At 36.7% G+C, this 21,998-nt stretch carries 12 protein-coding genes and 1 tRNA gene; 4 read left to right on the plus strand and 9 right to left on the minus strand.

What is annotated here, in order from left to right:
• Nucleotides 1-33: 33 nt before the first annotated feature.
• Both glpX and ACFINI_RS03405 read right to left on the minus strand, forming a co-directional pair.
• Complete coding sequence (glpX, locus tag ACFINI_RS03400) at nt 34-1,020, minus strand: class II fructose-bisphosphatase (protein WP_375645810.1); 987 nt, start codon at nt 1,018-1,020, stop codon at nt 34-36.
• 142 nt (nt 1,021-1,162) lie between these two features.
• Nucleotides 1,163-2,479: a homoserine dehydrogenase gene (locus ACFINI_RS03405; RefSeq protein ID WP_375645814.1), complete on the minus strand. Its 1,317-nt coding sequence runs from the start codon at nt 2,477-2,479 to the stop codon at nt 1,163-1,165.
• Between the two features lie 1,343 nt (nt 2,480-3,822).
• Between ACFINI_RS03405 and ACFINI_RS03410 the strand changes: the two genes are divergently transcribed.
• The 3 genes from ACFINI_RS03410 (at nt 3,823) to ACFINI_RS03420 (ending at nt 7,449) form a co-directional block, all read left to right on the plus strand.
• Nucleotides 3,823-3,897, plus strand: a tRNA-Glu gene (locus ACFINI_RS03410).
• Nucleotides 3,898-4,688: 791 nt separating this feature from the next.
• Nucleotides 4,689-5,903 carry an NADP-dependent isocitrate dehydrogenase gene (locus ACFINI_RS03415; protein ID WP_375645818.1) on the plus strand — a complete coding sequence of 405 codons (1,215 nt, stop codon included), beginning with the start codon at nt 4,689-4,691 and terminating at the stop codon, nt 5,901-5,903.
• A 118-nt stretch (nt 5,904-6,021) separates the two neighbouring features.
• Nucleotides 6,022-7,449, plus strand: coding sequence for an MFS transporter (locus ACFINI_RS03420; protein WP_375621399.1), 1,428 nt, complete (start codon nt 6,022-6,024; stop codon nt 7,447-7,449).
• A 44-nt stretch (nt 7,450-7,493) separates the two neighbouring features.
• On the opposite strand, the gene ACFINI_RS03425 is transcribed toward ACFINI_RS03420, so the two are convergent.
• The 7 genes from ACFINI_RS03425 to ssb all read right to left on the minus strand — a co-directional run bounded on the left by ACFINI_RS03425 (nt 7,494) and on the right by ssb (nt 17,743).
• On the minus strand, nt 7,494-8,693 hold the full coding sequence (locus ACFINI_RS03425; RefSeq protein ID WP_375645822.1) for an MFS transporter: 1,200 nt from the start codon (nt 8,691-8,693) through the stop codon (nt 7,494-7,496).
• A gap of 1,290 nt (nt 8,694-9,983) precedes the next feature.
• Nucleotides 9,984-11,102: a tRNA guanosine(34) transglycosylase Tgt gene (tgt, locus tag ACFINI_RS03430; RefSeq protein ID WP_375645826.1), complete on the minus strand. Its 1,119-nt coding sequence runs from the start codon at nt 11,100-11,102 to the stop codon at nt 9,984-9,986.
• A 1,462-nt stretch (nt 11,103-12,564) separates the two neighbouring features.
• Entirely contained in the window at nt 12,565-13,077 is a 513-nt protein-coding gene (locus tag ACFINI_RS03435; protein ID WP_375611520.1) for a peptidylprolyl isomerase, read from the minus strand.
• 18 nt (nt 13,078-13,095) lie between these two features.
• On the minus strand, nt 13,096-13,689 hold the full coding sequence (locus tag ACFINI_RS03440) for a peptidylprolyl isomerase (RefSeq protein ID WP_375645830.1): 594 nt from the start codon (nt 13,687-13,689) through the stop codon (nt 13,096-13,098).
• Between the two features lie 2 nt (nt 13,690-13,691).
• Nucleotides 13,692-14,198 (minus strand): pantetheine-phosphate adenylyltransferase, encoded by a 507-nt coding sequence (coaD, locus tag ACFINI_RS03445; protein WP_375611518.1) that lies wholly within the window; start codon nt 14,196-14,198, stop codon nt 13,692-13,694.
• A 24-nt stretch (nt 14,199-14,222) separates the two neighbouring features.
• Nucleotides 14,223-17,006 carry a DNA gyrase subunit A gene (gene gyrA / locus ACFINI_RS03450; RefSeq protein WP_375645835.1) on the minus strand — a complete coding sequence of 928 codons (2,784 nt, stop codon included), beginning with the start codon at nt 17,004-17,006 and terminating at the stop codon, nt 14,223-14,225.
• A 230-nt stretch (nt 17,007-17,236) separates the two neighbouring features.
• Nucleotides 17,237-17,743 (minus strand): single-stranded DNA-binding protein, encoded by a 507-nt coding sequence (ssb, locus tag ACFINI_RS03455; protein ID WP_273791491.1) that lies wholly within the window; start codon nt 17,741-17,743, stop codon nt 17,237-17,239.
• 329 nt (nt 17,744-18,072) lie between these two features.
• Here ssb and uvrA point away from each other — a divergent pair, with 329 nt between their 5' ends.
• Entirely contained in the window at nt 18,073-20,988 is a 2,916-nt protein-coding gene (uvrA, locus tag ACFINI_RS03460; RefSeq protein ID WP_375645842.1) for an excinuclease ABC subunit UvrA, read from the plus strand.
• Nucleotides 20,989-21,998: the final 1,010 nt, after the last annotated feature.

A 21,998-nucleotide genomic window follows, 5' to 3' on the forward strand; every position in this document is an offset into this window, starting at 1 on the left:
CTCCCTCTATTTTTAGTGACAAAAAAGAAAGCACTAATCAAATTTCGAATGATTTCTATGCTTTGCTTTAATATTACGGACTGTACCCGTATGGGAGCGCATTACGAGAGTTTCCGTTTGAATGTAACGAGATGTAAATTTAACACCAGAAAGCATATTGCCATCTGTCACCCCTGTTGCTGAAAATAAAACATCACCCTTTGCCATTTCTTCCATTGTATAAACCTTATTGGGATTACTAATCCCCATTTTAGCTGCACGAGCAATTTTCTCTTCTGTATCTAGCAGCAAACGACCTTGCATCTGTCCTCCAATGCAGCGCAAAGCAGCAGAAGCTAAGACACCTTCAGGTGCTCCACCAATCCCCATATAGATATCAATACCTGTTTCTTCTGGATCAGTTGTATCAATAACAGCAGCCACATCTCCATCCCCAATCAAGCGAATCGACGCCCCTGTCGCTCGTACTTCATTAACCAATTTTTCATGACGAGGTCTATCCATAATACAAACAACAATCTGATTAACAGTCACTCCTTTAGCCTTCGCAAGAGCATGTATATTATCGGTAGGACAAGCATCTATATCGACTACTCCCTTTGGATAACCAGGACCAATAGCAATTTTGTTCATATAAACATCAGGGGCATAAAGGAGATTACCCTTTTCAGCAATTGCAACTACTGCCAAAGAATTGGCAATATTTTTAGCACAAAGTGTTGTACCCTCTAGTGGATCAAGTGCAATATCGATCGCCAATCCACTTTGAAAACCTACTTTTTCTCCAATATAAAGCATAGGCGCTTCATCCCGCTCACCTTCACCAATCACCACTGTACCATCAATAGGCAATCGATTAAGTTCCTGCCGCATTGCATCTACAGCAGCTTGATCCGCTGCCTTTTCATCGCCACGTCCGCGCCAGCGTGCAGCAGCAACAGCAGCACGTTCAGTAACACGTACCAATTCAAGCGTCAAAATACGATCAAGTCCATTTAAAATCTTCTGAGTTGTGGGCATATGAAAAAATCCTACCGAATGAATACCAGAAAAAATATGAGTCCTTATTAAATACTAAGAATAAAGTTTTTTGGCAAAGATGAAAATTTTCCACAAGAGATAAAAGAACTCAAGCGTGCTTTTTTTATTATCAAGAAAGTTATCAATTCTTTGCCATAGGTTCAATACGAATAAATTGAGATTTTGCAACAAGATGTCCATCTTTTTCAATTTCTGCAAGTGCCTGTCGTACATTCACCTCTGTTGTTTCGTGCGTAATTAAAATAATTGTTTTTTCAATTTGATCTTCTACAAAAGATCTTTGAACAATCGACTCCAATGAGATGTGATTATCAGCCATATGCCTTGCGACCTCGGCAAAAACACCAGTACGATCATGAACATTTAAACGAATAAAATAACCACCTGCATGATGCGAAATACGTGCTTTTTTATGAGGAGCAAGTTCTAATGCTGGACGTCTTAAAACAGGTGCATACTGAAAACCAGAACGTGCTTTTGCTATATCAGCCAAATCACCAATAACGGCTGATGCTGTTGCCTTTCCTCCGGCGCCAGGACCAGAAAACAGTAATTCACCTAATAAATCACTTTGAATAGAAAGAGCATTGGTTACACCATTTATCTGTGCAATCATTGAGGATGTTGGTACCATTGTTGGATGAACGCGTTGCTCTATTCCAGAATCCGTTTTTAATGCAACCCCTAAAAGCTTAATCCGATACCCCAATTCATCAGCTGCTCGAATATCAATTTGCGAAATATTATGAATTCCTTCAACATAAACATCATCTAACGAAACAGCAGTTCCAAATGCCAAGCTTGTCAACAAAGCTAATTTATGAGCAGTATCATTTCCCTCAATATCAAAACTTGGATCTGCTTCAGCATACCCAAGTCTCTGTGCATCTGCTAAACAATCTTTAAATGAAAGACCTTCCGTAAACATACGTGTTAATATATAATTACAGGTTCCATTGAGAATACCATAAATTCGCGATATGCGATTACTAACAAGTGATTCTCTCATCGCTTTGATAACAGGAATCCCCCCTGCAACAGCTGCTTCAAAATGAAGAAAAACACCTTTTTTTTCTGCAATTATAGCCAGCTCTACTCCATGTCGAGCAAGAAGAGCTTTATTGGCTGTTACAACATGATGTCCCGCCTCAAGCGCTCTCTTAACAGCGGTATACACCACATCCAATTCACCACCAATTAACTCTACAAAAACATCAATCTCATCAGAAGCAGCCAACTCCACAGGTGAATCAAACCATTTTATACCACTAAGATCAATTCCACGATTGCGACCTTTATCACGCGCACTAACAGCAACAACTTTGATGAATCGCCCACATTGACAAGCTAAACTATTCGCTTTTTCAAATAGAGTTCGAACAACTGAAGTACCAACTGTACCAAGTCCCGCAACGCCAACTTTTAAAGCTTCTGCCATATTCTAACCACTGATCCCTATCTTCATTGAAGAATCGTTTAAATGATGTGCCAATCAACACAAAGAATATCTATATCCATAAGAACAAAAGAAATATCCCGCTCTATTCACTTTATTTTCTCCAATAGAATTATCCCCGCTTATTCAATCAACATTCCTAAAAATATAATATTTATTGTCTTCAAAGATTTCAGAATCTTATAAAATATTTAATTCAGAATGAAAATCTGTAAAACTGATAAATGCAAGTTGCCATAAAGAAAAGTTCTAAAAAATAATCAATAACAAGTTAAAGAATATTGAAGACTTAGTAAGAAAGAATAAAAATATCTCTTCTAAATCGACAAATATGGAACAAAAAACATTCTTTCATATGATAAATTAAGAGAATGGATAAAATAAAGTAGTTCAGTCAATAATAACACATTCCTTCCTACCATTCCATAGCTTAAACTATAAATCTTTAATGCAAAAATATTAATGAACCCATATATCAAAATAGAACCTTACATTAAATTAAAAAACAAGAATTAATATGTGTATACCATAATTCTGAAATATTATGAATATGGAGAATAAATTTACAAAACTCGAATATTTTATCTAAACTTATTGCCACCTCTCTGAAAAACTAGCGAATTGAAATGAGAAAAAACTCAATCTACCCTTTATCCACGCTAATTCATTTTCAAATCAAGAACCTTCTCAATATGTAAAAGAGCAAATGAATGGTTTTTAATTTTAAAAATTTTACAGACATGTAAAAGTAAATATAAAAAAATATTTTTTTCATATATTCTATAAAAATTGCTTTAATATTTTCATTTTTATCATACAGATATCTATTTATATTTTGTTAAACTGCAAATAATTTATGGATTATTCATCAAAAAAACTTTTGTATGATTCGTATTATTTATTAATTTTGTAATAAATATTGTATTTCTACTTCAGAAATTATACAGTTTTTGTTTTATGATAAGCTCAAATGAGAAATCTTCTGTATAAAGGCTCTTTCAAGCAAGTTAAATAATATTCTCATGTGGTGAGCAAAGATAACAAGCGATAAAATATGCAAAAAATAAATACATTTAAAATGCTGTTTTGATCATTTTTGCCTACTCCTCAAACTGAAAATATCATTCCCTGAGATAATACCCACATCAAAATTTTCTATCAATCATGATAACTTTATATTTTTTCTACAAAAAATCTTAGAAAATAAAATGATCCAAACAGGAATCGCTCAAAAATTATTCAATAAAACACACTTTTTTCAAAAAAAATGACACAGAGGGCTTGCGAAGTAAAAAGATCCTCTCTATAAGCCTCATCATTGGTTTGCGCCCATCGTCTAGCGGTTAGGACATCGCCCTTTCACGGCGGAAACAGGGGTTCGATTCCCCTTGGGCGTACCATGTTTCTTTTTTATATGTGTAATATATTCATTTTATTTGTGTTTTTAAAAATGAGGGATGCATAAATAAAAATGAGGGAATAAGATTTTAAAAGGAATCTCCTTCGTAAAAAGGATACAAGAATCATTAGGTGATTAATTTCTTTGTTGCATTTCGAGGATAGTGCTTTACTGCACACAGTTAATAACAATAAGAATCGATAAAACATAAGAATTAGAAGATTCTAGCTCGCGATACGGTAATTTATAAGTCATATTTTCGCATCTGCTGTTAATTTTTAAATTAAAACCAGCCGCATCATTTATACGTTTTTTTCAACCTTCAAAATTGAAGTTTATCTCAAACGCATTTTATATGAAGCATTTCTAATTACAGTGCCTTTGTTATCACATTAAACTTTTTATAAACAAACAGACCGTAAGCTTAGAATTGAAATAGCAATATAAAAATAGTTTCTTATTCACCTAACACAACAAATCAAGAAACTATAATTCAGAATACGATCAACTTATTAAATGAAATCTCTGATAATAAAAATGCATAATCCCCGTCCCCCGGTGATCTAACTACCTTATCTATTAAACAGATTCTTCATCAATCATCGAATAATTATAGATTTGCAAACACATCACTTCTTTTCAAAAATTAAACCCTCCAACAAAATTTTACACTCTATTGATAATATATTCTAAAAGCTCATATTTGAATGCTTTTTTCCCTTGTTTTTACTTTTCATTATAAACTTGAAAGTGTTATACAAGTAGTATCGCTTAAAAGAAAAAGGATTTCTAATGGTAAAGATCAAAGTAGAAAACCCCGTTGTTGAACTTGATGGGGATGAGATGACCCGCATCATCTGGAAATATATCAAAGATAAATTAATCCATCCCTACCTCGACATTGATCTAAAATATTATGATCTTTCCGTCGTAAATCGTGATGCAACCAATGATCAGGTAACTATCGATTCTGCCAATGCTATCAAAAAATATGGGGTTGGTATAAAATGCGCAACCATCACACCTGATGAGGCACGCGTTAAAGAATTTAACCTAAAAAAAATGTGGAAATCACCTAATGGCACAATCCGCAATATTTTAGGAGGAGTCATTTTTCGCGAACCCATTATCTGTAAAAATGTCCCTCGCCTTGTTCCTAACTGGACAAAGCCAATTATTATCGGACGTCACGCTTTTGGTGATCAATACAAGGCAACAGATTTTAAATTTCCAGGAAAAGGGAAATTAAGTATTAAATTTGTCGGTGATGATAATCAAGTTATTGAACATGATGTTTTTGATGCTCCAAGCGCAGGGGTTGCCATGGCTATGTATAACCTTGATGAGTCAATTCGTGATTTTGCCCGCGCATCCTTTAATTATGGACTACAACGGAATGTTCCAGTTTATCTTTCAACAAAAAATACCATTCTAAAAACTTACGATGGTCGTTTTAAAGATATCTTTCAAGAAATATTCGATACGGAATTTAAAACTGAATTTGAAAACCGTAAATTATATTACGAACACCGTCTTATTGATGATATGGTTGCTTCTGCATTAAAGTGGTCAGGTGGATACATATGGGCATGTAAAAACTATGATGGTGATGTCCAATCTGATATTGTTGCCCAAGGCTTTGGTTCTCTGGGTCTCATGACTTCTGTTCTCATGACACCTGACGGCAAAATTGTTGAAGCAGAGGCAGCACACGGCACTGTAACACGCCATTATCGTCAGCATCAAAAGAATGAAGAAACATCAACGAACTCTATTGCATCTATTTTTGCATGGACGCGTGGACTAGCGCACCGTGCTAAACTAGATAACAATGAGAAGTTAAAAAACTTTTCCACGACATTGGAAGAAGTTTGTATTAAAACCGTCGAAGAAGGTTTTATGACCAAAGATCTCGCACTTTTGATTGGGCCTAAACAAAAGTGGCTTTCTACAACAGGTTTCCTCGATAAAATTGATGAGAATCTCAAAAAAGCAATGGGCAGTTAAGTTATTACTTAAATTAAAATTCAAAGCTCTAAACAGAGCTTTGAATTTCTCTTGGCAAATTCAAAGAAGTACCTTATAAGTAAAAAGAGGATAGATTTTTATTAAATAGCAAAAAACAGTGAAAAAACAGGGCTGGTCTGCGCTTTTATTGGGTAAAAATGGTCTTTGCTTTTTAACGTTTACAGGTGGAGTTGTGTTACATGCCACCAACGTTTATATTGTTATTACTATTTTACCCTCTCTTATGAATCATATTGGCAGTGAAATATATTATTCTTGGGTGGCTACTGTCTTTATTACAGCTTCACTCGTGGGTACTTCACTTGCAACAAAAATATTAGGGAAATTAGGTCCTCGCAATGCGTATGTTATTTCTGGACTTATCTTCACCCTAGGCACTTTTATGTGCAGCATTTCTTCATCTATGCCATTGTTTTTAATAGGACGATTTATCCAAGGATTTGGAAGTGGTTCTTTGTTATCCCTATCCTATTCCATGGTACGGATTGTTTTCAGCCCATCTTTATGGTCACATGCATTAAGTATTATCTCTGGAATGTGGGGAATATCAACCTTGTTAGGACCAGCAATCGGGGGGCTTTCTGTATATTATGGGCTATGGCGAGCATCCTTTTTGATCATTGGCGTATTAGCTATATTTTTCTCACTCATCGCCTTTAAATTTTTACCAAAAAAGAATGAAAACGATGTTCCAACACCCCCTCTTCCTCTTCTCCAGCTTTTCACACTCACCTTATTGATTTTTATTATTTCTGTTGGAGGGGCTATGGAGTCTACAATAGCAAAAATTTGCGGATTAGTTATCGGACTTAGTCTTCTCTTTGTTCTAGCAAAAATCGAATCATCTACCCCTCATCCTATGTTGCCCCGCAAATCCTTTTCTTTCTCTTCTGAAATCTTTTCTGTTTACGCATTGATACTTGTTATGACAACAGTCGTATACAGTATAGAACTTTATTTTCCACTTTTTCTTCAAGAGCTTCATGGGCAAGCTCCACTTGTTGCTGGTTATATAGCAGCACTTATGAGCCTAGGGTGGACATGTGGAGCCATCTCAAGTGCTGGTGTCTCCACAAAAAAAATTCGCAACATCATTGTATACTCGCCCCTATTAAAACTGTTAGGCATAGTGATTCTTTTATGGCTCATCCCAACAGAAGTTTCCGCGCTTGAATATATTTTTATTATTTGCTTAGCACTGTTTTCTATTGGAATCAGTGCGGGCATAGCATGGCCACATTTGCTCACAAGGATCTTACAATGTGCAAATGATGAAGATGCTCTCCGTGCCAGTGAATCCCTTACCTCTGTACAACTATTTTCAGCGGCCTTAAGTGCAACTCTAGCAGGAGTCATCACCAATCTTGCTGGCCTCTTTAATCCTGGAGGAACAATAGGAATGATCTTAGCAGCAAAAACTCTTCTTATAGTGCTCATGGGTCTTTTATTTTGTCTTGCTATTCCATTAGCACTGCGCATTTCTTACTGCATATTGAAAAATCCAACAGGACATTCCAATAACTAAAAATAAATAGAAAAATTCCTTCTTCATTTAAAAAATGAAAAATATTAAGCATGCTTCTCCATATACCATGAGACGCAAAAAACCATTAATCCACACAAAGTTAGAACACTTCCTAAAACAGCTGTATATTCATAACTATAGCCCAATTTTAAAACTAATGCTCCAGATTCTGCACCAAGAGCGTTGGCAATATTAAAAGCAGACTGCATTAATGCTCCTGCCAAAATCTGCCCCTGTAGTGCAACATCCATAATTTTTGTTTGTATAGAAGGCATAGCAGCAAAAGAAGTTCCAACAAAAAAGCATCCTATTGCCGCTGTTAACGGAGCATAGGATAAAAAGAAAAAAAGAAAAAAAACAAATACGCTCCAAAGCATAGAAAAAAATATCATCGGCGAAATACCAATTTTAACGGCCAATTTAGGCCCCAAGAGATTTCCTACCACCATACCCAATCCAACTAACGGCATGATAAATGGTACCAACTCAAGTGAAACACCAGAAATATGCATTAATGTTGGCTTGATATAAGTGAAAACAGAAAATAATCCTGACGCTCCCACCGACACCATCAACAAAAGAAGCCACACCTGCTTTTGCTTTAATGCACCCATTTCTTGCAAAGGATTCGTTTTTGGAAAACTTGAATTACAAGGAAAAAAATTCCAAACAAGCAAACAACATAATAAAGCGATCATCCCCACAAGGACAAAAGCAATCTGCCAACCAATAAGTTGACCAATCCAAGTAGCACTGGGTGCTCCCAAAACGGTTGCAATTGTTAAGCCAAGCATAACATATCCAACAGCTTTAGAACGTTCTTTCATTTCTACCATTGAAGAGGCAACCATAGCCGCAAGTCCAAAATAGATTCCATGAGGAAGTCCACTGAGAAAGCGTAATACTACTAATATGCTAAAATCAGAAACAAAGGCACTAGCAATATTTGCTAAGGCATAAAAAAGCATCAAGCCTATCAAAACAGTTTTGCGTGATACCTGAGCTGTTGCCACAGCTAAAAGAGGTGCTCCAATCACAACTCCTAATGCATAAGCAGAAATATATTGACCAGCGGTAGAAATATCAACATAGGAACTTCGTGCCATCTCTGGCAGTAGCCCCATTGCAACAAACTCTGCAGTACCAATAGCAAAACTACCCACGGCAAGAGCTAAAATTATTAAACGTCGTATTCTCGAATCAATTCCCAATACAAGAACCTTTTGTTGATAAGAATCCCTCATATCATCACTTCTGAATAGGAGTTTTAACTGTAAATATCTGTAATACACACAAACAAAAATTCAAAACATTGTTATACGCATGCCCAATAGTCCCCAATAAAGTTTTAGAAATATTTTGATATATAAAGCATTTTATGGAGTTTTAAGTAAGATTCTTTAATGGAAAATCTTTGAAAACCTCAAGATCATAGACGTATTCACCTATTTCTATCAGATCTGCCAGATAATAAACTTTGTCTCCTCTTTTCAGCCATTGTAATTTTACAGTGAAAGCTTTATTTTAAAACGATATAATATACCCTATAAATAATTCTAAAATTTGCTGAATAATGCATTTCAAACAAGTGAACAATATCTCATCATTATCTTGATACAAAGATAAAACCTCTCCCCCAATTATTGTTGCTTTATTTTTGCTATCTAAATGCAGATCCCCCAAATCGATAAGTTATAATTTCAACTTTAGGCCATTCTTATAAATTATTATAGAGTCTTTTAAAAATTCTCATGATAATAGTGCTTGGTTTCTAGATTTATTAAATACCCTCTTTTAGACATCTTTACCCCTCCCTCATCTAACAGAGGAATCGCATCAGATATCTAACTCACTATCTGTAAATTAAAATATTCACGTAAATATATTATGATTATTTTCAGATAAATTCTATAAACAAAGCAAAAAACAAATATAACAAATTTTGTATAAGTATATTTATTGATATTTTATAAATAAGACAATTACCGTGATTAATATTTAATTTATTATGACATTATATCTATATTTTTATTATAATTAATAATATTACATAAATCTATTTTAAAGAATATTTAAATTTATATATAAAAACTTAAAAAATAAAATTATAACATTTTAAATGTTGTAATTTTATTTTAGTTTTATTTTAATTTTTCTAAAAATTTATCTGTTCGATTGTATATAACCCATTCTTTACCTTTAGTAATAAAAAACACAAAGTAGCTCATAAAAGTACAATTTTCATACTTCTTTAAGAGTTCGCTAACGCCTCATTAACATTGTTGCTGTAAACAGTCATCAGAAACAGAAAAACTGTTTTTCTCCGGATCAGGTAGCGCGTACCGGAGTAACAGTTTCTGTTTTATATAGTAATTAGAAAAGAATATGTACCCTATAAAACCGCACTGTTATATCTTAAGATAGTGGAATTTTATAATTTTGGAAGATGTTTCTAATTTCATATTTTTAGCTAAATTTGTAAGTGCGAGAATAAATTCAATAAAAAAATGAGGTGCTATATTACGATTAATATTTTAGCGTCCTTGTGCCCATAGAGCACGCGTTTCAGCGCAAAAATCAGCATAACAGCCTTCCTCAATGGCATCACGAATTCCCTGCATAAGTTGTTGATAATAAAAAAGATTATTCCACGTCAACAACATCCCCCCAAGAGATTCACCAGATTTAATCAAATGATGCAAATAAGCACAACTATAATTATGTGCTGCTGGACAAAGTGACTGTGGATCAAGAGGAAGTGGATCTTCTGCATAACGCGCATTACGCAAATTAATTCTACCAAAGCGGGTAAAAGCTAAACCATGACGTCCTGCACGCGTCGGCATAACACAATCAAACATATCAACACCACGAGCAACACTTTGTAAAATATCATCAGGTGTCCCTACTCCCATAAGATAGCGTGGTTTATCCTCTGGTAAAATCGGACAAGTAGTATCCAATACTGCTGTCATAACACTCTGCGGCTCACCAACAGCAAGCCCTCCAATAGCGTAACCTTTTAAATCTATTTCTTTTAATGCTTGAGCAGAACGTTCACGCAGTTTCATATTATCACCACCTTGAACAATCCCAAACAATGCTTTATCTGGCTGATCTCCAAAAGCTGTTTTACAACGCAGCGCCCACCGCAATGAAAGTTCCATAGCTTCTTCCATTTCTTTTTCAGTTGCGGGTAATGCAATACATTGATCCAACTGCATCTGGATATCCGCACCAAGAAGTTCTTGAATTTCGATAGAACGCTCTGGACTCATTTCATAGTAAGCTCCATTAATGTAAGAACGAAAAATCACACCTTGTTCAGTAATTTTACGGATTCCCGCCAATGACATAACCTGAAAGCCACCAGAATCGGTTAAAATAGGTCCGCTCCAGCGTGAAAATTCATGTAATCCTCCCAAACGCGCAACACGTTCAGCTCCTGGACGTAACATTAAATGATAAGTATTCCCCAAAATGATATCTGCACCAAGATCACGAATTTGATCCATATACATAGCCTTAACGGTTCCTGCCGTCCCAACAGGCATAAATGCGGGTGTACGAACACATCCTCGCCCCGTTATAATTTCGCCTCGACGTGCATACCCATCTTGAGCAATTTTTCTATAATGAAATGTCTTTATCATAACTCTCGTCTTTTTGATTCCATCAATGCATATCTCTATAGAAAGAAAAAAGATATCCCCTTACGAGCATTGTCAAAAGCTTTATGAATTAATTTTTGATTCGCTCAATATTGTAACCAGCATCAAAAATTAAACGAGATAAAAGAACATTTCTTGTTAAGAAATCACCATAATAAAAGTGATAATCTAACTCTAGAAAAATAGTAAAATCCTTATAATATCATACCACAAAATACCTACGCTTAACGCACTAAAGCCTTAACAGAACTGCAAAATTATTATCACAATAATTTCATCTTCACATACTTCCATAAGCAGTAACTTTGTACCCATAGAAGAAAATTTTGAACGCATTGTACAGCTTACATATTCTTTAACTTTTACAGATAAAAATTTTTCATCTACTGGACACAGCGATCCTCACGCTTAATAAAAGCGCAAATGAGCATAGTCACTTATCCACTCACAATATTGAGATAGCTCTTAGCATTTAAGATAATTCACAAAAGAAATTAACGTGTAAATAAAAATACTTTAAAAAACTAAAAATGCTTTTTGTAAAGATTCTCAAATACCAAAAGCTCTATCGTACCATTAGAGGCTGAAAAAGCGTATGATGGTACCCGCTTGCTCCGTCATAAGCTTTAAAGAAGGTGGTGCATAATAGATTTTATACTATTTATAGCTTTAAAACTATACATGCCATGAATATCATCGTGGAAGTGAACGTTGATATGTACTGAGAAATGCTTCTTAAAAAAACACGTAAATACGCAACACAAGTGTATTCCGTTTGGAGCATTCCTCTATTAAAAAACGAGAAAAATAAAAGCGTAAGTCCATGCATAATCTTCATTATTTAAAAGATATTGCGTTAGATACTTTTAAAAAAGTAAAGTTGAATTAAAAAGGAGATGGCAAGACTAGCCATTTGTTTCACTTCTGCGCCTTTATTATATTCTTCTAAGATTAAACCGTCTTCTTATTTTAAAGATTACGCCAATATATATAAATGCTGGTTTTCCACCTTGCTAGGAAAACTGGATGAGCTAGTAAAGCTCTTATCCGTCTTAATATGTGTTTCAAACATGCTTCTGCATTAGGATTGGATGTTGATTTACGAGCAGAAACAAAAGCACACGCTCTCTTAGGAAAGTAACATCATAAAACCATTAAGACCGACAATGGATTGAAGAGAAATGCCGAATTTTTTATAAAACACTTTGCCAAACAACAACCATAATACAACAGACTTTGCGTTTTCTTATTCTGACAGGTGTTTGTACAAATCCGTTGCGTTATATTCTTCAGGAAGATCCGATTGAAGAAAATATATGGACAATGCTTAGCTCGAAATTATAAAAGGTAAGCGTGATACTACAAAAGAGTTTCGTGTGCCTTTATTGATCAGAAAAGAGTATTTTTTCTTAGAAACTTACAATTGAAATCAGTATAGTTTATACTATTCTACATCTGCAGCAATAATGGCTTTGGTAATTGAATCTGGATCTGCAACAGGTTCACCACGTTTAATTTTATCAACATTTTCCATACCTTCAACAACCTGCCCCCATATGGAATATTGACGATCAAGCCACGGAGCATCTGCAAAACAAATAAAAAACTGAGAGTTAGCAGAATTTGGATTCTGACTCCGTGCCATAGAAACTGTACCACGCTTATGAGAAAGATTTGAAAACTCTGCTGTTAAATTTGGTTTTTCTGCCCCCCCCATACCAGCACGTGATAAATTGAATTTTTCACTATCCTTCTTTCCAAATTGCACATCCCCTGTTTGCGCCATAAAACCATCAATAACGCGATGGAAAATAACATTATCATAAGCACCTTCCCGTACCAGTTCTTTAATACGTGCAACATGACAAGGTGCCAAATCAGCAAAAAGCTCAATAACAACTCTGCCCTTTGTTGTTTCAAGAATTAAAGTATTCTCTGGATTTTTATTCTCAGCCATATGGAAAGCTCCCTTGATTCATTTCTCAACTTGTAAAGTAGCAGCATTAATAACATCAGGATTTTTTACAGATCCATTATTACTTGTCGTACCTTTTTTTATTTTATCAACAACATCCATCCCCTTTATAACCTCTCCAACAACCGTATACTGACCGTTTAAAAAAGCAGCATCCTCAAAACAAATGAAGAATTGAGAATTCGCGGAATCCGGATCTTGTGATCGTGCCATCCCAACTGTACCACGCTTAAACGGCTGTTTTGAAAACTCTGCCGGTATATTGGGATAATTTGAGCCACCCATACCAACGCGTTTCAGATCAAAATCTCTACTGCCTTTTTTTCCAAATTCTACATCACCAGTTTGCGCCATGAAATTAGGAATAACGCGATGAAACACAACATTATTATAGGCCCCCTCCTCTGTTAATCTTTTGATTTGCGCAATATGTTTTGGCGCCAAGTCAGGACGCAGACGAATAATGACATCACCATCTTTGAGAGATAAAATAAGAAGATTTGCGTCATTTGCTGGGCTAGAATTACCAGCGACAGCGAACAATGAAAAAAAACAAAACACACATATCAAAACAGCAAAAATTCTACGAGACACACTTATTCTCCCCTAAAAGATTGGTATTTCGAGCTTAAAGCTTGTGCAACATTGGGCGGTACAAATGGTGTCACATCACCTCCCATAGAGGCAATTTGGCGTACCAATGTAGAAGTTATCGCGCGCCCAGAAACACTTGCCGGCAAAAAAACAGTTTGCAATTCAGGAGCCATAACACCATTCATTCCTGCCATTTGCATTTCATAATCAAGATCAGTACCATCACGCAATCCACGAATGAGAAATGAAGCACCAACTTCACGCGCCTTCTCAATGAGAAGGTTGCTAAATGAAAGAACCTGCAATCGATTAGAATCTGCACCAAATAAGTCTTTCCCTACCTGCGTAATGAAATCAACACGCTCTTCGAAGCTAAAGAGTGTTTTTTTGTCAGCCTGTATCCCTATAGCGACAACCACCTTATCAGCTAACACAAAACACCCTTTCAAAACATCAAGATGACCATTTGTAAGAGGATCAAAAGAACCCGCGTAAAGAGCAATTTTCATGACTTTACTCCTTCCTCTTAAAAATTATTTTTCTTCGCTCATATCAACTGTATCAGAATGCTTCTCACCTTCATCATCTAATGAACTCGTATCATCTTCAGGTTCAGAAATACGTTCAACCGATACGACTCTTTCACCTTTGGCTGTATTAAAAATTGTGACTCCCTTAGTTGAGCGCCCAGCAGTACGAATTCCCTCAACAGGGACACGAATAAGCTGCCCCCCATCTGATACCAACATAATTTGATCTTGCGCCTTCACCGGAAAAGCCGCTACTAATTTACCAATTTCAGCTGTTTTAGATGGATCTGTTGCGCGAATCCCCTTTCCGCCACGTCCCGAAATCCGGAACTCATAGGAAGAAGAACGTTTACCATAACCAAACTCACTCACTGTCAAAAGCATTTGTTCACGTGCATGAAGTTCTGCATAACGTTCATCTGTTAACTCTGTTTCAGCACCCCCATCTTCTTCATCAAAAGTTATAACATCTTCAACATCAGCATCTGCACCAGAAGCACGCCGTTCATTCATGACACGTTTAATATAAGCAGAACGCTCAATGGACGTCGCCTCGACATGCTCTAAAATTGTCATCGAAATGACTTTATCGCCTTTAGCTAAATTGATACCACGAACTCCCACAGAATTACGCCCAGCAAAGACCCGAACATCAACAACTGGAAAACGGATACATTGTCCATTGGCTGTTGTTAGAACAACATCATCATGTTCTGTACAGGTTTCAACAGAAAGAATTTCATCTTCTTCATCAAGTTTCATTGCAATTTTACCATTACGATTAACCTGAACGAAATCTGATAATTTATTGCGACGCACAGTTCCACGTGTTGTCGCAAACATAATATCTAATGCACTCCAGCTCGCTTCATCTTCAGGCAAAGGCATAATCGTTGTAATACGCTCACCTTGTTGTAAAGGAAGCATATTGATCAAAGCCCGCCCACGCGATTGGGGTGTCCCCAGCGGCAGTCGCCAAACTTTTTCCTTATAAACAATCCCACGTGATGAAAAGAAAAGAACCGGAGTATGCGTATTGGCAACAAACAACCGCGTTACAAAATCCTCATCCTTCGTGGACATACCAGAACGCCCCTTACCACCACGTCGCTGTGCACGATAGGTATTAAGAGGCACACGCTTAATATAGCCACTATGGCTTACCGTTACCACCATATCCTCTGGTGCGATCAGATCTTCACTCTCCATCTCAGCGCTACCAAAACCAAATACGGTACGTCGCGGCGTTGCAAATTCCTCACGAAGAGCACTCAACTCATCCTTAACAATAGACATAATGCGTACGCGTGATGCCAAGATCTCAAGATAGTCAGCGATATCCACGCCAATTTTATTCAATTCATCAGCGATTTCATCACGCCCAAGGGCTGTCAATCGTTGCAAACGCAATTCTAAAATAGCACGCGCCTGTTCTTCAGAGAGGTTATAAGTACCATCCTCATGAATAATATGACGAGGATCATCAATAAGTTTAATCAAAGGCGCGACATCCATCGCTGGCCAGCGTCGCTCCATTAACTGTGCACGTGCTGTCTGCGGATCAGGAGCTTTGCGAATAAGCGCTATAATTTCATCAATATTGGCAACAGCAAGGGCAAGGCCAACCAAAACATGTGCTCGCTCACGCGCTTTACGCAAAAGATATTTTGTTCGCCGACTGACAACTTCTTCCCGAAAAGAAACAAATGCACGAAGCATATCAAGCAACGTCATCTGTTCGGGTTTTCCCCCATTCAAAGCAACCATATTACAACCAAAGGAAGTTTGTAGCGGCGTATACCGATATAATTGGTTTAAAACAACTTCCGCAACAACATCTTTCTTCAGCTCAATAACAACCCGATATCCATCACGATCAGATTCGTCACGCAAATCAGAGATTCCCTCAATGCGTTTATCGCGCACCAATTCAGCCATTTTCTCAATCATTGTTGCCTTATTAACTTGATAAGGGATCTCACTCACAATAATTGCTTGTCGACCACTGCGAATTTCTTCGATCTCAACTTTAGCACGCATAATGATTGAGCCACGCCCTGTTTCATAAGCTGCACGAACACCAGAGTGGCCAAGGATAATACCCCCTGTAGGAAAATCCGGACCAGGAATAATTTCAATTATTTTATCGAGTGTGATATCGGGATTATCAATCAAAGCGATACAACCATCAACGACTTCACCAAGATTATGGGGAGGAATATTGGTTGCCATTCCCACAGCAATCCCCCCTGATCCATTAACCAAAAGATTGGGAAAACGCGCTGGTAAGACAACCGGTTCACGCTCACGCCCATCGTAATTATCCTGAAAATCAACAGTATCTTTATCAATATCAGCTAAAAGTTCTTCTGAAACTTTTTCTAAACGACACTCAGTATAACGCATAGCCGCGGGTGGATCACCATCAACGGAACCAAAATTTCCCTGACCATCAATTAATGGATTTCTTAAAGAAAAGTCCTGCGCCATACGCACTAATGCATCGTAAATTGAAGCATCACCATGGGGATGAAATTTCCCCATAACCTCACCAACAACACCAGCAGATTTACGATACGACTTATTGAAAGAAAGCCCCATCTCATTCATAGCATGAAGGATACGTCGATGAACAGGCTTAAGACCATCACGGACATCAGGGAGTGCACGTGAAACAATCACGCTCATCGCATAATCGAGATAGGAGCGTTGCATTTCATCAATAATACTGATTGGTTCAATACCGGTTAGCACATCACGTTCTGGGTGTGGAGTAAGATCGGTCACAATTTCAAAACTTTCAAAAAAGAATCATTTCACTTTATTTATAGCGAAAAATACACCAAAATGCTAATTTCTCTCCCATGACAAAAAAGAAATTTAACAATATTTTTCAAGATGTTATTAATTTATATTTTAAATTACCAATAATAATTAACAATTTTCACTTCGCTAAACTTCAAAAATCTGAAACAAGCAAACCATAAAATGATCATAATACTGCAATTTAAAGACTCTTAAAAAGGGACATCATCATCTAATTTGTGTGAAAAACTTTCTCCCAATTGATTATTATTTTGACCAAAAGTGTTTCTCTGATTTGAGTGACTATCGGCAAAGCCACCACTATAACTCCCTCCTTGACTTGCTCCTTGCTCCCCGCTCGCAGCTCCCCGCCCATCAAGCATTTGTAATTCGCCACGGTACTTTTGCAAAACAATCTCTGTTGTATAACGGTCATTTCCATTTTGATCTTGCCATTTTCGTGTCTGTAACTGCCCCTCAATATAAATTTTGCTGCCTTTTTTTAAATATTGCTCTGCAACTTTGACAAGGTTTTCATTAAAAATAACAATACTATGCCACTCAGTGCGTTCTTTTCGCTCATTTGTATTCCGATCGCGCCAACTTTCTGAAGTAGCAATACGCAGATTTGCCACTTGATCACCAGAATTCAAACGGCGGATTTCAGGATCGGCACCAAGATTACCAATCAAAATAACTTTATTAAGGCTACCAGCCATCGTATAAACTCCAAAATTTTAATTCGTAAAGTACTCTGTTCTATAACAGTTATAACCATCTTGACCTTCAATTTACATGTCGCAATTGACCATCAATATGGGTATGCTATCCTTTCTCAATACTGTATTGAGTGTAATTATACCAAAAGATGATAAAAACACATAGTTTATTCCACCACGAGAGAATAAAAAGCTGCTCATTTGTATTTTTTTCACAAAACTTATACCTTCCTTTTGCATTAAAGCAGTTAAACACATTGTAATTCTAAAAAAACAGTTTTATTCCATTTTAGGTGCTCAATTTTTGCCACATATGCCAAGGATAAAGTATGACTCATCAAAAATATATCTCCATTCGCGGTGCACGTGAACATAACCTTAAAAATATTGATCTTGATCTGCCTCGTGACAAACTCATTGTTATAACAGGACTTTCTGGATCAGGGAAATCATCTTTAGCGTTTGATACAATTTACGCTGAAGGACAACGTCGCTATGTCGAAAGCCTTTCAGCCTATGCACGCCAATTTTTGGAAGTCATGCAAAAACCCGATGTCGACCGCATAGACGGTCTCTCTCCAGCTATCTCCATTGAACAAAAAACAACCAGTCGCAACCCTCGTTCAACGGTAGGTACCGTTACTGAAATCCACGATTACATGCGTCTTCTCTTTGCACGTATTGGTATTCCTCATTCTCCTGCAACAGGACTTCCTATTGAAAGCCAGACAGTAAGTCAAATGGTGGATCAAATTATGTCCTTACCAGAAGGAACACGAATTTTTATTATGGCACCCTTAGTGCGAGGACGAAAGGGAGAATATAAAAAAGAGCTAACAGAACTTTTAAAAAGAGGATTTCAACGCGCTAAAGTTGATGGAAAATTCTATGAAATCGCTGATATTCCACCTCTTGATAAAAAATATAAACACGACATCGATGTCGTGGTAGACCGCATTGTTGTACAGAAGGATATCACCTCTCGCTTGGCTGATAGTATAGAAACCTGTTTACAGCTAGCAAATGGGCTTGCCATTGCTGAAATGGCAGACCAACCCTTGACACAAAAAGAAACGACAAAGGAATCTGCTCATAAATCAAAAAATGATACACACAAACGGATCATTTTTTCAGAAAAATTTTCCTGCCCTGTATCGGGTTTCTCTATCCCTGAAATTGAACCACGCCTTTTTTCGTTCAATAATCCTTTTGGCGCCTGTCCTCTCTGCGATGGACTGGGCATCAAAAAAGCAATAGATCCACTGAAAATTGTGCCCAATAAAAATCTTACCCTCAAGAATGGCGCCATTGCCCCTTGGGCTAAATCAGATTCACTTTACTATAAACAAACCTTAGAATCATTAGGAAAAGCTTACGGTTTCAAACTCACAGATCAATGGTGTGAACTCTCTAATGAAGCACAACAAGCTATTCTCTACGGTTCAAAAAGAGATGAAATTTCTTTTATTTATAAAAATCATTCTGGTTCGCATAAAACGACCCAACCCTTTGAAGGAATCATCCCTAATATGGAGAGACGCTGGAAAGAAACCGATTCTGCTTGGTCTCGAGAAGAAATCGAACGTTATATGTCTTCTTCGCCCTGCCCAGCTTGTCACGGTTATCGTTTAAAACCAGAGGCACTTGCTGTAAAAATAAACGGAATGCATATTGGGCAAATATCAGATCTTTCTATTCTAAAGGCAGATGATTGGTTTGCCAATGTTCATCAATATCTCACAAAAAAACAACGTAATATCGCCGTACGTATTTTAAAAGAAATTCGTGAACGCTTGGCTTTTTTAAATCATGTAGGATTGGAATATCTTACCTTGTCTCGAAATTCAGGAACGCTTTCAGGGGGAGAAAGCCAACGTATTCGGTTGGCATCCCAAATTGGTTCTGGTCTTACAGGCGTTCTTTATATTTTAGATGAACCATCTATCGGTTTACACCAACGCGATAATGAACGGCTGTTGGAAATGCTGCGCCATTTGCGTAATCTTGGCAATACAGTTATTGTTGTTGAACATGATGAAGATGCTATTCTCACAGCAGACTATGTTGTCGATATGGGGCCTGCCGCAGGCGTTCATGGTGGAGAAATCATAGCGCAAGGAACACCGCAGGAAATTATAGAAAATTCAGCCTCTCTCACAGGCCAATACCTTTCAGGAAAAATGGCTGTTAAAATGCCGACAGAGCGACGCAAAATATCAAAAACGAAAACACTTAAAATCATCGGCGCCAAAGGCAATAACCTCAAAAATATCAATGCGAATATTCCTCTTGGAACCTTCACATGCATAACTGGTGTTTCTGGAGGAGGAAAATCAACATTTCTTATTGAAACGCTTTTCAAAGCAGCATCACATCATATCATGGGCTCTCATCACAGCCCTGCCAGCTATGACAAAATTGAAGGATTAGAATTTCTTGATAAAGTCATCGATATCAACCAGTCTCCTATTGGACGCACCCCACGCTCTAATCCCGCAACCTATACAGGTGCTTTTACACCGATTCGTGAGTGGTTTGCCGATCTTCCAGAATCAAAAGCCCGCGGTTACAAAGCTGGGCGTTTTTCATTTAATGTTAAAGGAGGACGGTGCGAAGCATGTCAAGGTGATGGAGTCATCAAAATTGAAATGCACTTTTTACCTGATGTCTATGTTACTTGCGATGTCTGTAAAGGAAAACGCTATAACCGAGAAACACTAGAAATAAAATTCAAAGGACAGTCTATAGCCGATATTTTGGATATGACAATTGAAAAGGCAGAGGAATTTTTCCAAGCTATTCCCGCTATTCATAATAAAATGGAAACTCTCATTAAAGTAGGATTGGGTTACATAAAAGTAGGACAGCAAGCAACCACACTTTCTGGTGGGGAAGCACAACGTGTAAAACTTGCGAAAGAACTTTCACGTAAAACAACGGGACGTACACTCTATATTTTGGATGAACCGACAACAGGTTTACATTTTCATGATATTTCCAAACTTCTTGAAGTGCTTCACGAACTAGTCGAGCAGGGCAACACAGTTATAGTCATTGAACATAACCTTGATGTTATAAAGACAGCCGATTGGATTATTGATTTAGGACCAGAAGGTGGAGATCGCGGTGGTGAAATTGTTGCAATTGGACGCCCTGAAGACATCATTAAGGTTCCAGCTTCCTATACGGGAAAATTTCTAAAAGATGTTTTACTACGCTCATCTCTCTATAATTCCAATTCTTAAAAACGCTTTTTATTGTAAAATACAGCATACTAACAAAGCCTGTACTTTTATTATTACCTGTAAACCAACACCTAAAATTCCAGTGGTGCAACATGTTTGAAGCAAAGACTAAAAACAATTTAGCGCTTTATAAGCTGTTTTAGTTGTCGTATTGCCAAATAGGAACGCGCACATAATTGCGTATTTATTCTCTGTTTTGTTTATACCTAAAACGACCAGACAGCCTAAACTGGGAAGAATACGAAGTTTTAAGGGTATAAATAAGTTCCTATCTTTCTATTTCCTTTTAATTTATTATGATTTTCAAAGGCATCCACAGCAATATCTTATAATGAAGATTGCCATTGCTTCACGCTTTTGTTTATCGCATTCCTTAATGGGATCATATTCCTCACGAAGGGATAAAACGCCCCAAACGGAATATATTTGCGTTGCCAATTCCCACATCTGTTTTAAAGAAACATTTCTCAATGCTCCCAAGCCCATTTCACAACAGCAGCTATGAATGCTATAATGATAAACTCATTTATTGTACACCACCATTTTTACGTTTATGAAGAAGCATAATCAGCAGCATCACACTCTTTTCCAATATTTATCTCCCCTACTCCCTAATATTGTAAAGCCTTTAGTTATCGAAAGCTTTCATAAAAAGCATTTTATTTTTTTTTCAAATGTTGTTACCCACACACTCGTACTATTTATGATATATAAAGGTATTGTTTTGATTGATTGACGACAAAAAGATCTAAATGAGAAAATCCTACGCTATTAGAGTTTCTCATTTAATGTAGAAAACGTCTAATTATCCTTATAAGTCAATGTGTTATCTAAAAAAAGAAACAAAACTTTTTTATTATATTATTTTAATTTTTGTAAAAAAATTGTAAGGTTTTTTCCCAAAAAACAGTATTTGGCTGTATTCTACAAAAGAAACTCCCCTAAAAGAGCTAGATTGTCATTATTTTCGACTTTTTGTGCACAAAGTATCTGTTGGACATCTTACAGTT

This window comes from Bartonella sp. AA56HLJMS, assembly GCF_042197145.1.
Taxonomy (GTDB): Bacteria; Pseudomonadota; Alphaproteobacteria; order Rhizobiales; family Rhizobiaceae; genus Bartonella.

Coding starts and splice junctions, on each gene's coding strand:
- ssb (WP_273791491.1), bottom strand. CDS start 17,743: ATGGCTGGTAGCCTTAATAAAGTTATTTTGATTGGTAATCTTGGTGCC.
- uvrA (WP_375645842.1), top strand. CDS start 18,073: ATGACTCATCAAAAATATATCTCCATTCGCGGTGCACGTGAACATAAC.
- ACFINI_RS03435 (WP_375611520.1), bottom strand. CDS start 13,077: ATGGCTGAGAATAAAAATCCAGAGAATACTTTAATTCTTGAAACAACA.
- coaD (WP_375611518.1), bottom strand. CDS start 14,198: ATGAAAATTGCTCTTTACGCGGGTTCTTTTGATCCTCTTACAAATGGT.
- tgt (WP_375645826.1), bottom strand. CDS start 11,102: ATGATAAAGACATTTCATTATAGAAAAATTGCTCAAGATGGGTATGCA.
- ACFINI_RS03415 (WP_375645818.1), top strand. CDS start 4,689: ATGGTAAAGATCAAAGTAGAAAACCCCGTTGTTGAACTTGATGGGGAT.
- glpX (WP_375645810.1), bottom strand. CDS start 1,020: ATGCCCACAACTCAGAAGATTTTAAATGGACTTGATCGTATTTTGACG.
- ACFINI_RS03425 (WP_375645822.1), bottom strand. CDS start 8,693: ATGAGGGATTCTTATCAACAAAAGGTTCTTGTATTGGGAATTGATTCG.
- ACFINI_RS03405 (WP_375645814.1), bottom strand. CDS start 2,479: ATGGCAGAAGCTTTAAAAGTTGGCGTTGCGGGACTTGGTACAGTTGGT.